Annotated in this window: 12 protein-coding genes, 1 tRNA gene and 3 rRNA genes; 5 read left to right on the plus strand and 11 right to left on the minus strand. The window is 54.9% G+C overall.

What is annotated here, in order from left to right:
- The first annotated feature begins 338 nt into the window (after positions 1–338).
- Positions 339–1247 carry an acyltransferase gene (locus tag KFZ77_RS18695; RefSeq protein WP_264386218.1) on the plus strand — a complete coding sequence of 303 codons (909 nt, stop codon included), beginning with the start codon at positions 339–341 and terminating at the stop codon, positions 1245–1247.
- 13 nt (positions 1248–1260) lie between these two features.
- Here the strand turns inward: KFZ77_RS18695 and dsbA are convergent, their stop codons facing one another.
- From dsbA to KFZ77_RS18710, 3 genes are all read right to left on the minus strand, one after another.
- On the minus strand, positions 1261–1884 hold the full coding sequence (gene dsbA / locus KFZ77_RS18700) for a thiol:disulfide interchange protein DsbA (RefSeq protein WP_031523187.1): 624 nt from the start codon (positions 1882–1884) through the stop codon (positions 1261–1263).
- Positions 1885–1911: 27 nt separating this feature from the next.
- Positions 1912–2898 carry a serine/threonine protein kinase gene (locus KFZ77_RS18705; RefSeq protein ID WP_264385035.1) on the minus strand — a complete coding sequence of 329 codons (987 nt, stop codon included), beginning with the start codon at positions 2896–2898 and terminating at the stop codon, positions 1912–1914.
- Between the two features lie 76 nt (positions 2899–2974).
- Positions 2975–3244, minus strand: coding sequence for a YihD family protein (locus KFZ77_RS18710; RefSeq protein ID WP_264385036.1), 270 nt, complete (start codon positions 3242–3244; stop codon positions 2975–2977).
- Positions 3245–3315: 71 nt separating this feature from the next.
- On the opposite strand from KFZ77_RS18710, the gene mobA reads away from it, so the two are divergent.
- Positions 3316–3894 (plus strand): molybdenum cofactor guanylyltransferase MobA, encoded by a 579-nt coding sequence (gene mobA, locus KFZ77_RS18715; RefSeq protein ID WP_264385037.1) that lies wholly within the window; start codon positions 3316–3318, stop codon positions 3892–3894.
- Positions 3891–4403 (plus strand): molybdopterin-guanine dinucleotide biosynthesis protein MobB, encoded by a 513-nt coding sequence (mobB, locus tag KFZ77_RS18720; RefSeq protein WP_264385038.1) that lies wholly within the window; start codon positions 3891–3893, stop codon positions 4401–4403. The genes mobA and mobB overlap by 4 nt, the downstream gene beginning before the upstream one ends.
- A gap of 131 nt (positions 4404–4534) precedes the next feature.
- Here the strand turns inward: mobB and rrf are convergent.
- From rrf to pepQ, 8 genes are all read right to left on the minus strand, one after another.
- A 5S ribosomal RNA gene (gene rrf, locus KFZ77_RS18725) occupies positions 4535–4650 on the minus strand.
- A 96-nt stretch (positions 4651–4746) separates the two neighbouring features.
- Positions 4747–7652 (minus strand): 23S ribosomal RNA (locus KFZ77_RS18730).
- 219 nt (positions 7653–7871) lie between these two features.
- Positions 7872–7946 (minus strand) — tRNA-Glu (locus KFZ77_RS18735).
- 87 nt (positions 7947–8033) lie between these two features.
- Positions 8034–9575 (minus strand): 16S ribosomal RNA (locus KFZ77_RS18740).
- The 16S, 23S and 5S rRNA genes sit together here with 1 tRNA gene alongside, the layout of an rRNA operon.
- A gap of 355 nt (positions 9576–9930) precedes the next feature.
- The gene (gene hemG, locus KFZ77_RS18745; protein WP_264385039.1) at positions 9931–10476 is read right to left on the minus strand and encodes a menaquinone-dependent protoporphyrinogen IX dehydrogenase; all 546 of its coding nucleotides are present in this window, start codon (positions 10474–10476) and stop codon (positions 9931–9933) included.
- Positions 10477–10488: 12 nt separating this feature from the next.
- The gene (trkH, locus tag KFZ77_RS18750; RefSeq protein ID WP_264385040.1) at positions 10489–11940 is read right to left on the minus strand and encodes a Trk system potassium transporter TrkH; all 1452 of its coding nucleotides are present in this window, start codon (positions 11938–11940) and stop codon (positions 10489–10491) included.
- Positions 11941–11981: 41 nt separating this feature from the next.
- Entirely contained in the window at positions 11982–12596 is a 615-nt protein-coding gene (locus KFZ77_RS18755) for an IMPACT family protein (RefSeq protein ID WP_264385041.1), read from the minus strand.
- Complete coding sequence (pepQ, locus tag KFZ77_RS18760) at positions 12596–13927, minus strand: Xaa-Pro dipeptidase (protein WP_264385042.1); 1332 nt, start codon at positions 13925–13927, stop codon at positions 12596–12598. Before pepQ ends, KFZ77_RS18755 begins: the two co-directional genes overlap by 1 nt.
- 189 nt (positions 13928–14116) lie before the next feature.
- Between pepQ and fadB the strand changes: the two genes are divergently transcribed.
- Positions 14117–16306, plus strand: coding sequence for a fatty acid oxidation complex subunit alpha FadB (fadB, locus tag KFZ77_RS18765; protein ID WP_264385043.1), 2190 nt, complete (start codon positions 14117–14119; stop codon positions 16304–16306).
- A 10-nt stretch (positions 16307–16316) separates the two neighbouring features.
- Entirely contained in the window at positions 16317–17480 is a 1164-nt protein-coding gene (fadA, locus tag KFZ77_RS18770) for an acetyl-CoA C-acyltransferase FadA (protein WP_264385044.1), read from the plus strand.
- Positions 17481–17523: the final 43 nt, after the last annotated feature.

Consider the following 17523-nt stretch of genomic DNA (forward strand, 5'->3'; position numbering starts at 1 on the left):
AATTGCCGTTTAGGGTGCCGCCTCGCAGAACAACCCTGTGGATAACTTTGTGCACAAAATCATAAGCCTTTAATAATACAGCGTTATTAGCGGAAGAAATAATAAAATTCCATTTTTAAATCAGTAGCTTATGCGATAAATGACTTTGCTAATGGTTTCCTGTCGCGCCATTATTTTTGTGGATATAAATTATATTCAGAATAAAGCCCACTTTTTTGGCGAGCGTTAATCACAGCGTAAAGGTTATTTTCGGCTACCACGTTGTTTTTCATCTTCTGTTAAAATCCGCGCTCCCAATTTTAGTGAACGCCATGTTCCTTTCATCCGATCATTTGAATATGTTACGACTTCGCGCTGCGATTACCCTGCCAGTAAGTATTATGCTGGCTATTCTTGTCACGGTGCTCTGCGCCCTGCCCATTATTCTGGCCGGCATTTTTAAATTACTGCTTCCGTTGAAACCAGTCTCAGAACGCATTTCCCGCTTCTGCGATGCCATGATGTATTGCTGGTGTGAAGGGCTGGCGGTATTACTTCATCTTAATCCACGTCTGAAATGGGATGTTCAGGGACTGGATGAGCTAAACAGAAATAACTGGTATTTGTTGACCGCTAACCACCACAGCTGGGCGGATATCGTGGTGCTTTGCGTGTTGTTCCGCAATCATTTACCGATGAATAAATATTTCCTGAAGCAGCAGCTGGCCTGGGTCCCTTTTATTGGGCTAGCCTGTTGGGCGCTGGATATGCCTTTTATGCGCAGATATTCAAGAAGTTACCTTTCAACGCATCCTGAACGTCGCGCGCAGGATATTGAAACCGCCCGTCGGTCATGTGAGAAATTTCGTAGTCGCCCCACCACGATTGTTAATTTCGTGGAGGGTACACGCTTCACCCCGGAAAAGCATGTACGGCTGCGCTCCCCCTGGCGTCATCTGCTTCCACCGAAAGCGGCAGGAATTGCCATGGCCTTAAGCGTGCTGGGGTTACAATTTGATAAACTGGTAAACGTAACGCTCTGCTATCCGCAAAACGATGCCACACCATTTCTGGATATGTTGTGCGGCAGGCTTACGCGGGTGGTGGTCCGCATACAGTTAATTCCGGTGGATGAATCATTGCGGGGCGATTATCAAAACGATGCGTCTTTTAGGCATAACTTTCAGTGCTGGCTAAACAGGTTATGGCATGAAAAAGACGTGCAGCTGGAAAAGATAAAAACGGAATACAAAAAAGCCGGTCATTGACCGGCTTTTATTATTATTTTTTCTCAACCAGCTGTTTAACGGTATCAGCGTACTGCATGATAAACGCGTCCATATTGCTGGTGTCCATGCCCTGCGGGTTGATCTGGTATTTCCCGTTGACGTACATTGCCGGTACGCCCTGAAGCTGCAGGTCGGCAGCGGCTTTTTCCTGCTGTGCGACCAGCGATTTCACCACAAAGCTGTTCCACGCGGCGTCATACTCTTCCGGCTTCACGCCAGCATCGATGAATACTTTGCGGATATCCGCCACGGTCTGCACGGTCTGGGTTTTCTGGATGCCGTTGAACATTGGCGTGGTGATTTTATCTTCCACACCCAACGCCATCGCGACTGCCCATGCCTGCGTCAGCTCTTTACCCAGCGGGCCCAGGAACTCAACGTGGTATTTCGTCATTTTGGTGCCTTCTGGCAGCTTTTTCTTCACGCTGTCAGATACGTGCAGCACCTGCTCGAACTCGTAGCAGTGCGGGCAGTAGAAAGAGAAGAACTCCAGCACCTGCGGCTCGCCATTAACCGGCTTATCCAGCGTAATGTACTGTTTACCGTCCGTGATCTGCGCTGCGGAAGCGCTGAATGCCAGAATCATACCTGCCAGCGCCAGCCAAATCTTTTTCATAAATAACTCTCTCCTGAAGATGGGTGATTAATACATTGGCGTTAGTTGTAAAGGTGGTTCGCGGAGCACGTTGATTTGCTCAGCAAAAGTTGCCGTCTGCCGGCGCCAGTAATCTTCTCCGGTAAGCCAGGGGAAGTTTCTGGGGAAAGCAGGATCGTCCCAGCGCCGAATAATCCACGCCAGATAATAGACTAACCGCATCGCCCGTAAAGGCTCAATCAGAGCAAGCTCCTCAGGATTGAACGGGCAAAACTCTTCATAGGCTTCGATAATAGTTTCAAGCTGCATCCGCTGTTCGGCTTTATCGCCGTTAAGCAGCATCCACAGGTCCTGTACTGCCGGGCCGTTGCGCGCATCGTCCAGATCGACAAACAGCGGGCCGTCGCGCCAGAGAATATTACCGGGATGACAGTCGCCGTGCAGGCGCAGCATGGTAAAGCGGCTATGCCACTGGCCCATAACTTCATCGATAAGCGCGTCGGTTGTTTTCAGGAAATCATCTTTCAGGGCAGCGGGAACGAGAGCGCTCTGTTCAAACAGCTGGCGCGGCTCCAGAAGGTACTCTTTGACACCAATATCGGGGCGATGCTGAAAGCGCGACCGGCGACCGGTCTGATGAATCCGGCCCAGATAACGTCCGACCCACTCCATCTGATCGAGGTTATCGGCTTCATACTGGCGCCCACCGAGGCTTGGGAATACGGCAAAATAATAGCCCTGATGGGTAAGTACGCTACGGTTTGCGAAGCGCAGCGGCGCAGCAAGCGGAATTTCATCGATCTCTAGTTCATGAGCAAACTGATGTTCTTCGGCGAGCTGTTCGGCATTCCAGCGCTGAGGACGATAAAACTTCACCACGTAGCGGCGTCTGTCTTCATCCTGAAACTGATAAACGCGGTTCTCGAAACTGTTAAGCGGCGTAAGCCCGGAGTCCACTCTGATCCCCTGCTCAAATAGCGCGTCGAGAATGGTATCCGGGTTTAAGGTCTGGAAAGTAAAAGCAGTGTCAGTCATCCCATGTTCCGGAAATTACAGCGAATGTCTGAGAATATCATTTCCGGAAAGCAGCGGGCGTTTCTCTTACAAGCTTTTACTCTTTAATTACCCCACGCGCGCGCAGCAACGCCGTTTTGAAATCTTCTTCATAATCTTTTTGAATACCCGGAATGACAGCATCTTTGGCGCTGTCGCGCATTTTCAGCTGATAAATGAGGATGTCGTCGGTGAGATCGGCAAGCTCGCCGGTATAACCTGACTCTGCCGCAAGTTTCTGTAAGAATTGCATCAGGTTCAGATCGGGCTCTTTTTGCCAGGCGGGCTGAAGCAGTTCGATAACCTCGTTCAGGCGTTTGCATTTCATAGTGGTGCTCCTTTGACGTGATAAAGACACGTTATCAGGCTCATACCCACAATAAAAGAGGAGATACTTCGTTGGCAAAAACCTATCTCACTGGCGTGGTGCTGGCTGGCGGGCAATCGAGCCGCATGGGAGGAGAAGATAAAGGGCTGATTATATTACGTGGCAAACCGCTGTGGCAGCATGTAGCCGGGCGGCTTGTGATGCAAACCGATGCGATTCTTGTCAGTGCTAATCGCCATCTTGAGCAGTACCGTGCCGCTGGTTATCCGGTGATTACCGATGCGTTGACGGATTTCCAGGGGCCGTTGGCTGGAATGCTGGCGGTAATGCAGACGTCTGACAGTGAGTGGTATCTTTTTTGCCCCTGCGATACGCCATTTATTCCCGACGACCTGGCGGTACGGCTTGAGGCTGGCCGTAACGCAGCGCCTGCGGTATGGGTTAATGATGGTGAACGTGACCACCCGGCAATTGCTTTAGTGCATCATTCTCTGGCGGCGGAGCTATCAGCATATTTAGAGCAGGGTGAGCGGCGCGTAATGGCATTTTTACGGCAGACTGGCGGTCATAGTGTCCTTTTCACTGCAAATGCCGCAGCGTTTGCCAACGTTAACACGCCTGACGATCTCACTCGCTGGGAGGAAAAATGATCCCCCTTCTGGCATTTTCCGCCTGGAGCGGCACCGGAAAAACGACGCTCCTGCAGCAGGTCATATGGCTTTTATGTGAGCGTGGAGTACGCCCGGGGCTGATTAAACACACGCATCATGACATGGATATTGATACGCCGGGCAAAGACAGTTATCTGCTGCGTAAAGCCGGAGCGGCGCAAACGCTTGTCGCGAGCCAAAAACGATGGGCGTTGATGACTGAAACCCCTGAAGACGAGGTGCTGGATCTGCGTTTTCTGGTCAGCCGAATGGACGCATCAACGCTGGATATCGTACTGGTTGAAGGTTTTAAGCATGAGTCCATTCCCAAAATCCTGCTTTTTCGTCAGGGTGCTGGTTACAGCGAATCAGCGTTAGAAATAGATGAATTTGTACTGGCGGTTGCCAGCGATGTGCCGCTTGAAGTTAACGTGCCGTTGATCGATCTCAACCAGCCTGAAGAGGTAGTACGTTTTGTGATGGCATGGATCGAGAAGCAAAAGTTCTGATCGTTTAATTGCCGGTTAAGGCGGGGGCTGGATGACAGGCCTAAAAGTACCGGCAGAAGGCCTGCCGGGACGTTTTCAGAAATACAAAAGCAAAAAACCCTCAGCTTTCGCTGAGGGTTCTTTAATTTGATGCCTGGCAGTTCCCTACTCTCGCATGGGGAGACCCCACACTACCATCGGCGCTACGGCGTTTCACTTCTGAGTTCGGCATGGGGTCAGGTGGGACCACCGCGCTACAGCCGCCAGGCAAATTCTGTTCGCTTACCGCCTCGCGGCCATAAGCTTTAATCCGTCTCAAGCTGAAAATCTCTCAAATCCAACACCAAAACATCTTCGGCGTTGTAAGGTTAAGCCTCACGGTTCATTAGTACCGGTTAGCTCAACGCATCGCTGCGCTTACACACCCGGCCTATCAACGTCGTCGTCTTCAACGTTCCTTCAGGACCCTTAAAGGGTCAGGGAGAACTCATCTCGGGGCAAGTTTCGTGCTTAGATGCTTTCAGCACTTATCTCTTCCGCATTTAGCTACCGGGCAGTGCCATTGGCATGACAACCCGAACACCAGTGATGCGTTCACTCCGGTCCTCTCGTACTAGGAGCAACCCCCCTCAATTCTCCAGCGCCCACGGCAGATAGGGACCGAACTGTCTCACGACGTTCTAAACCCAGCTCGCGTACCACTTTAAATGGCGAACAGCCATACCCTTGGGACCTACTTCAGCCCCAGGATGTGATGAGCCGACATCGAGGTGCCAAACACCGCCGTCGATATGAACTCTTGGGCGGTATCAGCCTGTTATCCCCGGAGTACCTTTTATCCGTTGAGCGATGGCCCTTCCATTCAGAACCACCGGATCACTAAGACCTGCTTTCGCACCTGCTCGAGCCGTCACTCTCGCAGTCAAGCTAGCTTATGCCTTTGCACTAACCTCCTGATGTCCGACCAGGATTAGCTAACCTTCGTGCTCCTCCGTTACGCTTTAGGAGGAGACCGCCCCAGTCAAACTACCCACCAGACACTGTCCCCACGCCAGATTATGGCGCCAGGTTAGAACATCAAACATTAAAGGGTGGTATTTCAAGGTTGGCTCCACGCAGACTGGCGTCCACGCTTCAAAGCCTCCCACCTATCCTACACATCAAGGCTCAATGTTCAGTGTCAAGCTATAGTAAAGGTTCACGGGGTCTTTCCGTCTTGCCGCGGGTACACTGCATCTTCACAGCGATTTCAATTTCACTGAGTCTCGGGTGGAGACAGCCTGGCCATCATTACGCCATTCGTGCAGGTCGGAACTTACCCGACAAGGAATTTCGCTACCTTAGGACCGTTATAGTTACGGCCGCCGTTTACCGGGGCTTCGATCAAGAGCTTCTCCTTACGGATAACCCCATCAATTAACCTTCCGGCACCGGGCAGGCGTCACACCGTATACGTCCACTTTCGTGTTTGCACAGTGCTGTGTTTTTAATAAACAGTTGCAGCCAGCTGGTATCTTCGACTGGTTTCAGCTCCGCGAGCAAGTCGCTTCACCTACACACCAGCGTGCCTTCTCCCGAAGTTACGGCACCATTTTGCCTAGTTCCTTCACCCGAGTTCTCTCAAGCGCCTTGGTATTCTCTACCTGACCACCTGTGTCGGTTTGGGGTACGATTTGATGTTACCTGATGCTTAGAGGCTTTTCCTGGAAGCAGGGCATTTGTTGCTTCAGCACCGTAGTGCCTCGTCATCACGCCTCAGTGTTAAAGTGCACCGGATTTGCCTGGAGCACACACCTACACGCTTAAACCGGGACAACCGTCGCCCGGCCAACATAGCCTTCTCCGTCCCCCCTTCGCAGTAACACCGAGTACAGGAATATTAACCTGTTTCCCATCGACTACGCCTTTCGGCCTCGCCTTAGGGGTCGACTCACCCTGCCCCGATTAACGTTGGACAGGAACCCTTGGTCTTTCGGCGAGCGGGCTTTTCACCCGCTTTATCGTTACTTATGTCAGCATTCGCACTTCTGATACCTCCAGCAGACCTCACAGTCCACCTTCGACGGCTTACAGAACGCTCCCCTACCCAACAACACATAGTGTCGCTGCCGCAGCTTCGGTGCATGGTTTAGCCCCGTTACATCTTCCGCGCAGGCCGACTCGACCAGTGAGCTATTACGCTTTCTTTAAATGATGGCTGCTTCTAAGCCAACATCCTGGCTGTCTGTGCCTTCCCACATCGTTTCCCACTTAACCATGACTTTGGGACCTTAGCTGGCGGTCTGGGTTGTTTCCCTCTTCACGACGGACGTTAGCACCCGCCGTGTGTCTCCCGTGATAACATTCTCCGGTATTCGTAGTTTGCATCGGGTTGGTAAGCCGGGATGGCCCCCTAGCCGAAACAGTGCTCTACCCCCGGAGATGAATTCACGAGGCGCTACCTAAATAGCTTTCGGGGAGAACCAGCTATCTCCCGGTTTGATTGGCCTTTCACCCCCAGCCACAGGTCATCCGCTAATTTTTCAACATTAGTCGGTTCGGTCCTCCAGTTAGTGTTACCCAACCTTCAACCTGCCCATGGCTAGATCACCGGGTTTCGGGTCTATACCCTGCAACTTAACGCCCGGTTAAGACTCGGTTTCCCTTCGGCTCCCCTATACGGTTAACCTTGCTACAGAATATAAGTCGCTGACCCATTATACAAAAGGTACGCAGTCACACCACGAAGGTGCTCCCACTGCTTGTACGTACACGGTTTCAGGTTCTGTTTCACTCCCCTCGCCGGGGTTCTTTTCGCCTTTCCCTCACGGTACTGGTTCACTATCGGTCAGTCAGGAGTATTTAGCCTTGGAGGATGGTCCCCCCATATTCAGACAGGATACCACGTGTCCCGCCCTACTCATCGAGCTCACAGCAAGTGTGTTTTTGTGTACGGGAGTATCACCCTGTACCCTGCGACTTTCCAGACGCTTCCACTAACACACAAACTGATTCAGGCTCTGGGCTGCTCCCCGTTCGCTCGCCGCTACTGGGGGAATCTCGGTTGATTTCTTTTCCTCGGGGTACTTAGATGTTTCAGTTCCCCCGGTTCGCCTCATGCCACTATGTATTCATGACATGATAGTGCAACGAATTGCACTGGGTTTCCCCATTCGGACATCGTCGGTTATAACGGTTCATATCACCTTACCGACGCTTTTCGCAGATTAGCACGTCCTTCATCGCCTCTGACTGCCAGGGCATCCACCGTGTACGCTTAGTCGCTTAACCTCACAACCCGAAGATGTTTCCTGAGATTCATCGTCGTGCTGTAAGCATTTGAGAGACTCGAACACACCTTTTTCTGTTCTTGTTTACGGAGAACAGAAACAGTGTGTCGTTTCAATTTTCAGCTTGTTCCGGATTGTTAAAGAGCAAATATCTCAAACGTGACTTGAAAGTCAGTTTTGAGATATCGGTTGGTTGTGTCTTTCACCCACAGCCAGCAAGTGGCGTCCCCTAGGGGATTCGAACCCCTGTTGCCGCCGTGAAAGGGCGGAGTCCTAACCGCTAGACGAAGGGGACACGGAGTGTCACGACTTCGTAGCCGTCTTGCTCGTTACTTTTCATCAGACAATCTGTGTGAGCACTGCGGAGTTGTATCTTTTAAGGTAAGGAGGTGATCCAACCGCAGGTTCCCCTACGGTTACCTTGTTACGACTTCACCCCAGTCATGAATCACAAAGTGGTAAGCGCCCTCCCGAAGGTTAAGCTACCTACTTCTTTTGCAACCCACTCCCATGGTGTGACGGGCGGTGTGTACAAGGCCCGGGAACGTATTCACCGTGGCATTCTGATCCACGATTACTAGCGATTCCGACTTCATGGAGTCGAGTTGCAGACTCCAATCCGGACTACGACGTACTTTATGAGGTCCGCTTGCTCTCGCGAGGTCGCTTCTCTTTGTATACGCCATTGTAGCACGTGTGTAGCCCTGGCCGTAAGGGCCATGATGACTTGACGTCATCCCCACCTTCCTCCGGTTTATCACCGGCAGTCTCCTTTGAGTTCCCGACCGAATCGCTGGCAACAAAGGATAAGGGTTGCGCTCGTTGCGGGACTTAACCCAACATTTCACAACACGAGCTGACGACAGCCATGCAGCACCTGTCTCAGAGTTCCCGAAGGCACCAAAGCATCTCTGCTAAGTTCTCTGGATGTCAAGGCCAGGTAAGGTTCTTCGCGTTGCATCGAATTAAACCACATGCTCCACCGCTTGTGCGGGCCCCCGTCAATTCATTTGAGTTTTAACCTTGCGGCCGTACTCCCCAGGCGGTCGACTTAACGCGTTAGCTCCGGAAGCCACGCCTCAAGGGCACAACCTCCAAGTCGACATCGTTTACGGCGTGGACTACCAGGGTATCTAATCCTGTTTGCTCCCCACGCTTTCGCACCTGAGCGTCAGTCTTCGTCCAGGGGGCCGCCTTCGCCACCGGTATTCCTCCAGATCTCTACGCATTTCACCGCTACACCTGGAATTCTACCCCCCTCTACGAGACTCAAGCCTGCCAGTTTCGGATGCAGTTCCCAGGTTGAGCCCGGGGATTTCACATCCGACTTGACAGACCGCCTGCGTGCGCTTTACGCCCAGTAATTCCGATTAACGCTTGCACCCTCCGTATTACCGCGGCTGCTGGCACGGAGTTAGCCGGTGCTTCTTCTGCGAGTAACGTCAATTGATGAGCGTATTAAGCTCACCACCTTCCTCCTCGCTGAAAGTACTTTACAACCCGAAGGCCTTCTTCATACACGCGGCATGGCTGCATCAGGCTTGCGCCCATTGTGCAATATTCCCCACTGCTGCCTCCCGTAGGAGTCTGGACCGTGTCTCAGTTCCAGTGTGGCTGGTCATCCTCTCAGACCAGCTAGGGATCGTCGCCTAGGTGAGCCGTTACCCCACCTACTAGCTAATCCCATCTGGGTTCATCTGATGGCAAGAGGCCCGAAGGTCCCCCTCTTTGGTCTTGCGACGTTATGCGGTATTAGCTACCGTTTCCAGTAGTTATCCCCCTCCATCAGGCAGATCCCCAGACATTACTCACCCGTCCGCCACTCGTCAGCAAAGCAGCAAGCTGCTTCCTGTTACCGTTCGACTTGCATGTGTTAGGCCTGCCGCCAGCGTTCAATCTGAGCCATGATCAAACTCTTCAATTTAAGTTTGATGCTCAAAGAATTAAACTTCGTAATGAATTACGTGTTCACTCTTGAGACTTGATAATGCTTTTTCGTCTTGCGACGTGAAAGATATCAGTGCCCCGAGTGCCCACACAGATTGTCTGATAAATTGTTAAAGAGCAGTGCCGCTTCGCTTATTTCTCATCGGCGCGGGCTGCGTATACTACGCTATCCCGCTGTGGAGTCAAGCATTTATTTCGCTCGCCTTCACCTGACAGGCCGGCCTGTACGCCGTTGTTCCGTGTCAGTGGAGGCGCATTATAGGGAGTTCTCAGAAACTGACAAGAGGAAATCCTAAATTTTTTTCCGTTCGCCTGCTTTTCACCCAATCCGTTTAGATTACCGACGAATTGTTCGCTAAACGCGCAATATTACGGGCAAAATCCTTCACCTGTTCCCAGTCGGTATACACCACTTCCTTTGAAGTATCCGTTTCACCGCCGGTCATCTTCATAATCAGGCGGATCATCATGCGGTCGTACCATTTATAGCGCGGGTAACGCAGCGCACCGGCGAACACGGCAGCCAGCTGCGGTTTCCACGGCGCGGCCTCAAGAAACTTACGCGTATAGCTGTTGGTCTCCGGCGTGCGCTTATCCGCTTTACGCGCCACCAGGTTTACCGAGAAGAACGCGCCCGGCAACGTGTTAAGCGCTGCCGCATGCTGAGTGACAAAACGCATTAATGAAGGATGGAAATGGCCGTAGCGAATAGACGCGCCAATCGCCACGCTGTCATAGCGGGCCCAGTCGATATGCTCTGCGTTATGCAGGTCCAACATTTCACTGGTCACGCCCTGGGCGCTCAGTTCATTAATAATCGATGCCGCGATATCGCGGGTCTGACCGTCGCGGGTCGAAAACAAAATCAGGGTCGTCACAATACTCTCCGGTTATTCGCGCCAGAAGGTGGGGGTGAACAGCACCAGCAGGGTAAACACCTCCAGACGGCCGAATAACATATTGGCAATCAGGATCCATTTTGCCGTCGGGTTCATGCTGGCAAAGTTATCTGCCACCACGCCAAGCCCTGGGCCAAGGTTGTTAAGCGTCGCCACCACGGAGGCGAACGCTGAGAAGTCATCCACGCCGGTCGCGATGATCGCCAGCATGCTGACAATAAACACCAGCGCGTACGCAGAGAAGAAACCCCATACCGCTTCAAGGATGCGTTCCGGCAGCGCACGGTTGCCGAGCTTAATGCTGTAAACGGCATTCGGGTGAACCAGACGTTTAAGCTCGCGGTTCCCTTGCTTAAACAGAAGAAGGATACGAATTACTTTCAGCCCACCGCCGGTTGACCCGGCGCAGCCGCCGATAAACGCCGAGCAAAGCAGCAGTACCGGCAGGAACAGCGGCCATTTGGCGATGCTGTCGGTAGTGAAGCCGGCGGTGGTTGCCATCGACACCACCTGGAAGAAGGCCTGATTCAGCGTGGTGACCGCACTCTCATAAACATTATGGAAATAGAGTACCAGCGTACAAATGGCCACCAGCGTCAGCTGCACGCCGATAAACATGCGGAATTCCGGGTCGCGCCAGTACACCTTAAGGTTACGACCGCTTAATAAAGAGAAGTGCAGGCCGTAGTTACAGCCGGAGATCAGCAGGAAGATGGCGATAATGGTGTTGATGGTTGGGCTGTCGAAATAACCGATGCTGGCGTCATGGGTTGAGAAGCCGCCGATAGCAATCGTCGCGAAGCTGTGCCCGATGGCATCAAACGCCGGCATGCCGGCAAACCACAGCGCCAGAGCGCAGGCGATGGTCAGCAGGACATAAATCAGCCACAGCGTTTTTGCCGTCTCGGCGATGCGCGGGCGCATTTTGTTATCCTTCAGCGGCCCCGGCATCTCGGCCCGGTAGAGCTGCATGCCCCCGACGCCCAGAATCGGCAGTATCGCCACCGCCAGCACAATGATCCCCATCCCGCCGAACCACTGCAGCATCTGGCGATAAAACAGGATCGCGTGCGGCAGAGAATCCAGCCCGACCAGCGTCGTCGCGCCCGTGGTGGTCAGCCCGGAGAACGATTCAAAGAAAGCATCGGTGACGGTGAGGTTTGGCCGCTCGGCGAAGATAAAAGGCAGCGCCCCCACGCTTCCCAGCACGGTCCAGAACAGCACCACGATCAGAAAGCCTTCGCGCGATTTCAGTTCGCCTTTTTCACGACGGTTCGGCCACCACAGCAGCGAGCCGATAACCAGCGCAACGAAAAACGTCTGGGTAAACGCCCGCCCGGCCCCGTCGCGGTAGAGCAAGGCCACCAGCCCGGGGAGGATCATTGTTCCGGAGAAAAGGATAACCAGTAATCCAACGATTCGGGTTATGGCGCGAAAATGCATTTCAGACGCTTCCTTTGAAGTCAAACAGTGGGGAGGGGGGATTATTGTTCAATGGGGAGCAAATGCAATGCACCGCGGCTAAAATCCGCCAGCTTTGCCGTAAACGCGGGCAGAACGGAGGCGGGCAGCGCCACGCGTAAGGTTACGTCCGCCAGAAAATCGCTGTGCACAATCAGCCCCTCATGCTGTTTGAGCAACGCCTCGACGCCGGCAAGCTGCGCGTAATCACATCGCAAAGTATATTCGGTCAGCGGCACTTTGCGCTGGGTCGTCAGCAGGTTCAGCGCCTGCTGCACGCCACCGCCGTAAGCTTTTACCAGCCCACCGGTGCCAAGCAGAATACCGCCGTAATAGCGCACCACCACGGCGGTAATCTCACCGACGCCGCTGCCCATGAGCTGAGCCAGCATCGGCTTTCCGGCTGTACCCGCGGGTTCACCGTCATCCGAAAACCCAAGCTGCTGCGAATCGCCGGGCGGCCCGGCAACCCACGCCACGCAGTGATGGCGTGCGTCCGGGTGCTCAGCGCGTGTCGCTTCCACAAAAGCCTTTGCCGCCTCCACGCCATCGGTATGGCCCAGCAGCGTGATAAAGCGGCTTTTCTTGATCTCTTCGGTGAACGCCACCGGCTGCGCCGGAATTAGCCAGCCTTCCATTACGCGAGCTTCAGATCCCGCGTCATGTTTTCGATGCTGTTCTCATAGATCACGACGTTATCTTCGATACGAATACCACCGTAAGGTTTCAGCGCCTCGATCTTCTGCCAGTTAAAGTGTTTGCTGTACGGGCCTTCGCGCCAGGTTTTCAGCAGCGACTCAATAAAGTAGAGACCCGGCTCAATGGTCAGCACCATACGCGGCGCCAGCACGCGGGTGCAGCGCAGGTACGGATACTTCGACGGTGCAGCAAGGTGGGTGCCGTTCTCATCCTGCATAAACCCGGCAACGTCATGCACCTGCAGACCCAACGGATGGCCCAGCCCGTGCGGCATAAACGGCCCGGTCAGATCGTTCTCTACCATCGCCTCTTCGCTGATGTCAGTCACGATCTGGTGACGACGCAGCAGCTTCGCGATGCGCTGATGGAACTGAACGTGGTAGTCGGTGTAGCGCACCCCGGCTTTCAGGGTGGCGATAAGCGCCAGCTGCTCCTCGTTTACCTCTTTCACCAGCTCCGCAAACTCGCTATCGCCGTTGGCCGCCCAGGTGCGGGTCAGATCGGCTGCGTAGCCGTTGTACTCAGCACCGGCATCCAGTAAGAAACTGCGCATTTCCGACGGCGCGCGATGCTCAAGCGTGGTGTAGTGCAGCACGGCCGCATGCTCGTTAAGCGCCACGATGTTGCCGTAAGGCACATCGGTATCGCGATGCCCGGTGGCAGTGAGGTAAGCCTGGTTGATATCGAACTCGCTCATGCCGGACAGGAACGCTTCGTGCGCCGCCTGGTGACCGATCACCGCCGTCTTCTGCGCTTCACGCATACAGGCCAGTTCATAATCGGTTTTGTAAGAACGGTGGTAATGCAGGTAATCAATCACTGCTTTCGGGTTGACGTTTGCCGCGCTGATATCAAGCTGCAGGGCGCGTTCCGGTACCGGCCCGATATAGCCAATATTGCCGCGCGCCGCTGGAAGCTGGCTGCCGATACCGTCGGCTTTCGGCAGGGCGATAATCTCGATTTCATCGGTCCAGAATGACGTCGGCAGCGGTTCAACGCTGTGCCAGTAATCGACCGGCAGATAGAACCACAGCTTAGGTTTGTTGACCCCGTCCACCAGCAGCCAGCAGTTCGGCACCTGCGTAACCGGCACCCAGGCTTTAAACTGCGGGTTCACTTTAAAGGGATAAGCGTGGTCGTCGAGAAAGACGGTCATCAGTTCGCCTGAGTGGATCAGCAGCGCATCCAGCTTGCTGCGACTCAGTACATCACGCGTGCGTTCCTGCAAGGTAACAATATGATTCTTATATAGAGCGGCCAGTGATTCCATGTTTTACCCTTCTCTGTAGTAACCCTGAATTCCCGCATCTTAGCACACCGTCCGGCGCACCCGCGCGTTTCAGCTGTTCGTGATCGACGCAGCAAAAATTTAAACAGTAATTTGCATTTCATTAACATCAAATCCACACTCCGCTTCATCTGGTATGACCAGATCCCCTTGCGGATTCAGGAGACTGACATGCTTTACAAAGGCGACACCCTGTACCTTGACTGGCTGGAAGATGGCATTGCTGAACTGGTGTTCGACGCCCCCGGCTCCGTTAACAAACTCGACACCGCTACCGTGGCCAGCCTTGGTCATGCGCTGGAGGTGCTTGAAAATGAACGCGACCTGAAAGGCCTGCTGCTGCGCTCCGAAAAAGCGGCCTTCATCGTAGGTGCCGACATTACCGAATTCCTCAGTCTGTTTCAGGTGCCTGCCGCCCAGCTCAGCGACTGGCTGCATTTCGCCAATCGCGTGTTCAATCGCCTGGAAGACCTGCCGGTCCCGACTATTACCGCCATTAACGGCTATGCGTTAGGCGGCGGCTGCGAATGCGTGCTGGCGACGGATTTCCGTCTCGCGACGCCGGATGCGCGTATCGGCCTGCCGGAAACCAAACTGGGCATTATGCCGGGCTTCGGTGGCTCTGTGCGTCTGCCGCGCCTGCTCGGTGCCGACAGCGCGCTGGAGATCATCGCCGCCGGGAAAGACGTCTCTGCTGACCAGGCGCTGAAGATTGGTCTGGTTGATGGCGTCGTGAAACAGGAGAAGCTGCGCGACGGTGCGCTGGCCGTGCTGCGTCAGGCCATTAACGGCGAGCTGGACTGGAAAGCGCGGCGTCAGCCGAAGCTCGAACCGCTGAAGCTCAGCAAAATCGAGGCGGCCATGAGTTTCACCATCGCTAAAGGCATGGTGATGCAGACCGCAGGTAAGCATTATCCGGCCCCGATCACTGCCGTGAAAACCATTGAAGCCGCCGCCGGGCTGGGGCGCGACGAGGCGCTGAAGCTGGAAAATGAGAGCTTTGTACCGCTGGCGCGCTCGAACGAAGCGCGCGCGCTGGTCGGCATTTTCCTCAATGATCAGTTCATCAAAGGCAAAGCGAAAAAGCTCACGAAAGAGACAGAGATGCCGAAGCAGGCCGCAGTTCTGGGCGCGGGCATCATGGGCGGCGGCATCGCGTATCAGTCTGCCTGGAAAGGCGTGCCGGTGATCATGAAGGATATCAATGAGAAGTCGCTGCATCTCGGCATGAACGAAGCCGGCAAGCTGCTCAACAAACAGCTGGAGCGCGGTAAGATTGACGGCCTGAAGCTGGCAGGCGTTATCGGCACTATCCATCCGACGCTCGACTACGCCGGTTTTGAACGCGTGGACGTGGTGGTCGAAGCGGTAGTGGAAAACCCGAAGGTGAAAAAAGCGGTGCTGGCAGAAACCGAAGAAAAGGTGCACCCTGATGCCGTCATCGCCTCAAATACCTCGACTATTCCTATTAATGAGCTGGCGAGCGTGCTGAAGCGCCCGGAAAACTTCTGCGGTATGCACTTCTTCAACCCGGTGCACCGCATGCCGCTGGTCGAAGTGATCCGCGGTGAGAAAACCTCGGATGCCACCATTGCGAAAGTGGTCGCCTGGGCCAGTAAAATGGGCAAAACGCCCATCGTGGTCAACGACTGCCCCGGCTTCTTCGTCAACCGCGTGCTGTTCCCCTACTTCGCCGGCTTCAGCCAGCTGCTGCGCGACGGTGCGGACTTCCGCAAAATCGATAAGGTGATGGAAAAGCAGTTTGGCTGGCCGATGGGTCCGGCCTATCTGCTGGATGTGGTCGGGATTGATACTGCGCATCACGCCCAGGCCGTTATGGCGGCGGGCTTCCCGCAGCGTATGCAGAAAGATTACCGCGACGCCATCGATGCGCTGTTTGATGCCAGCCGCTTTGGGCAGAAAAACGGTCTTGGCTTCTGGCGCTATAAAGAAGACAGCAAAGGTAAGCCGAAGAAAGAGGAAGACAGCGCGGTGGACGGTCTGCTGGCCGACGTCAGCCAGCCGCGGCGCGACTTCAGCGATGAAGAGATTATCGCCCGCATGATGATCCCGATGGTCAACGAAGTGGTGCGCTGCCTGGAAGAAGGCATCATCGCCAGCCCGGCAGAAGCCGACATGGCGCTGGTATACGGCCTCGGCTTCCCGCCGTTCCACGGCGGCGCCTTCCGCTGGCTCGACACCCAGGGCAATGCCCGCTACCTCGATATGGCCCAGCAGTATCAGCAGCTCGGTGCGCTGTACGACGTGCCCGCGAGCCTGCGCGATAAGGCCCGCAGTAACGATACCTGGTATCCACCGGTGGACGCCGCGCGTCCCGTTGGCAACCTGAAAACGGCTTAAGGAGCGACGTATGGAAAAGGTAGTCATTGTTGATGCGATTCGTACCCCGATGGGCCGTTCAAAAGCCGGCGCATTCCGCAACGTGCGGGCGGAAGATCTCTCCGCGCACCTGATGCGCAGCCTGCTGTCGCGCAATCCGCAGCTTGAAGCCAGCGCCATCGACGACATTTACTGGGGCTGCGTGCAGCAGACCCTGGAACAGGGATTCAACATTGCGCGTAACGCCGCGCTGCTGGCCGAAATCCCGCACTCGGTGCCGGCGGTGACGGTGAACCGCCTGTGCGGCTCCTCCATGCAGGCACTGCACGACGCAGCGCGGATGATCATGACCGGCGATGCGCAGGTGTGCATGGTTGGCGGCGTGGAGCATATGGGCCATGTGCCAATGAACCACGGCGTTGATTTTCACCCCGGCCTGAGCCGCAACGTGGCAAAAGCCGCGGGCATGATGGGCCTGACGGCAGAGATGCTGTCGCGCATGCACGGCATCAGCCGCGAGATGCAGGACGCCTTCGCGGCCCGCTCGCATCAGCGCGCCTGGGCGGCAACCCAGTCGGGAGCGTTCAGACAGGAGATCGTGCCCACCAGCGGTCACGATGCCGACGGCGTGCTCAAGCGTTACGACTACGACGAAGTCATCCGCCCGGAAACCAGCGTGGAGAGCTTAGCCACCCTGCGACCGGCTTTCGACCCGGCTAACGGCACCGTCACGGCGGGCACCTCATCGGCGCTTTCCGACGGCGCAGCAGCCATGCTGGTGATGAGCGAAAGCCGCGCCCGGGAACTGGGCCTGACGCCGCGTGCCATTATCCGCTCGATGGCGGTGGTGGGCTGCGACCCGTCCATCATGGGTTATGGTCCGGTTCCGGCCTCGAAGCTGGCCCTGAAAAAGGCCGGGCTGAGCGCCAGCGATATCGACCTGTTCGAGATGAACGAAGCCTTCGCCGCGCAGATCCTGCCGTGCATTAAGGATCTAGGCCTGATGGAGCAGATCGACGAGAAGATCAACCTGAACGGCGGAGCCATTGCCTTAGGCCACCCACTTGGCTGTTCCGGCGCACGTATCAGCACCACACTGATCAACCTGATGGAGCGTAAAGACGCCCGGTTTGGCCTTGCGACCATGTGTATCGGTCTGGGCCAGGGCATCGCCACGGTGTTTGAACGCCCTTAACCCGCAGAGATATTCCAAAAAAAGTTGAGTTGCCGTGTTTCCC

Source organism: Siccibacter colletis (genome assembly GCF_025914095.1).
GTDB lineage: Bacteria > Pseudomonadota > Gammaproteobacteria > Enterobacterales > Enterobacteriaceae > Siccibacter > Siccibacter colletis.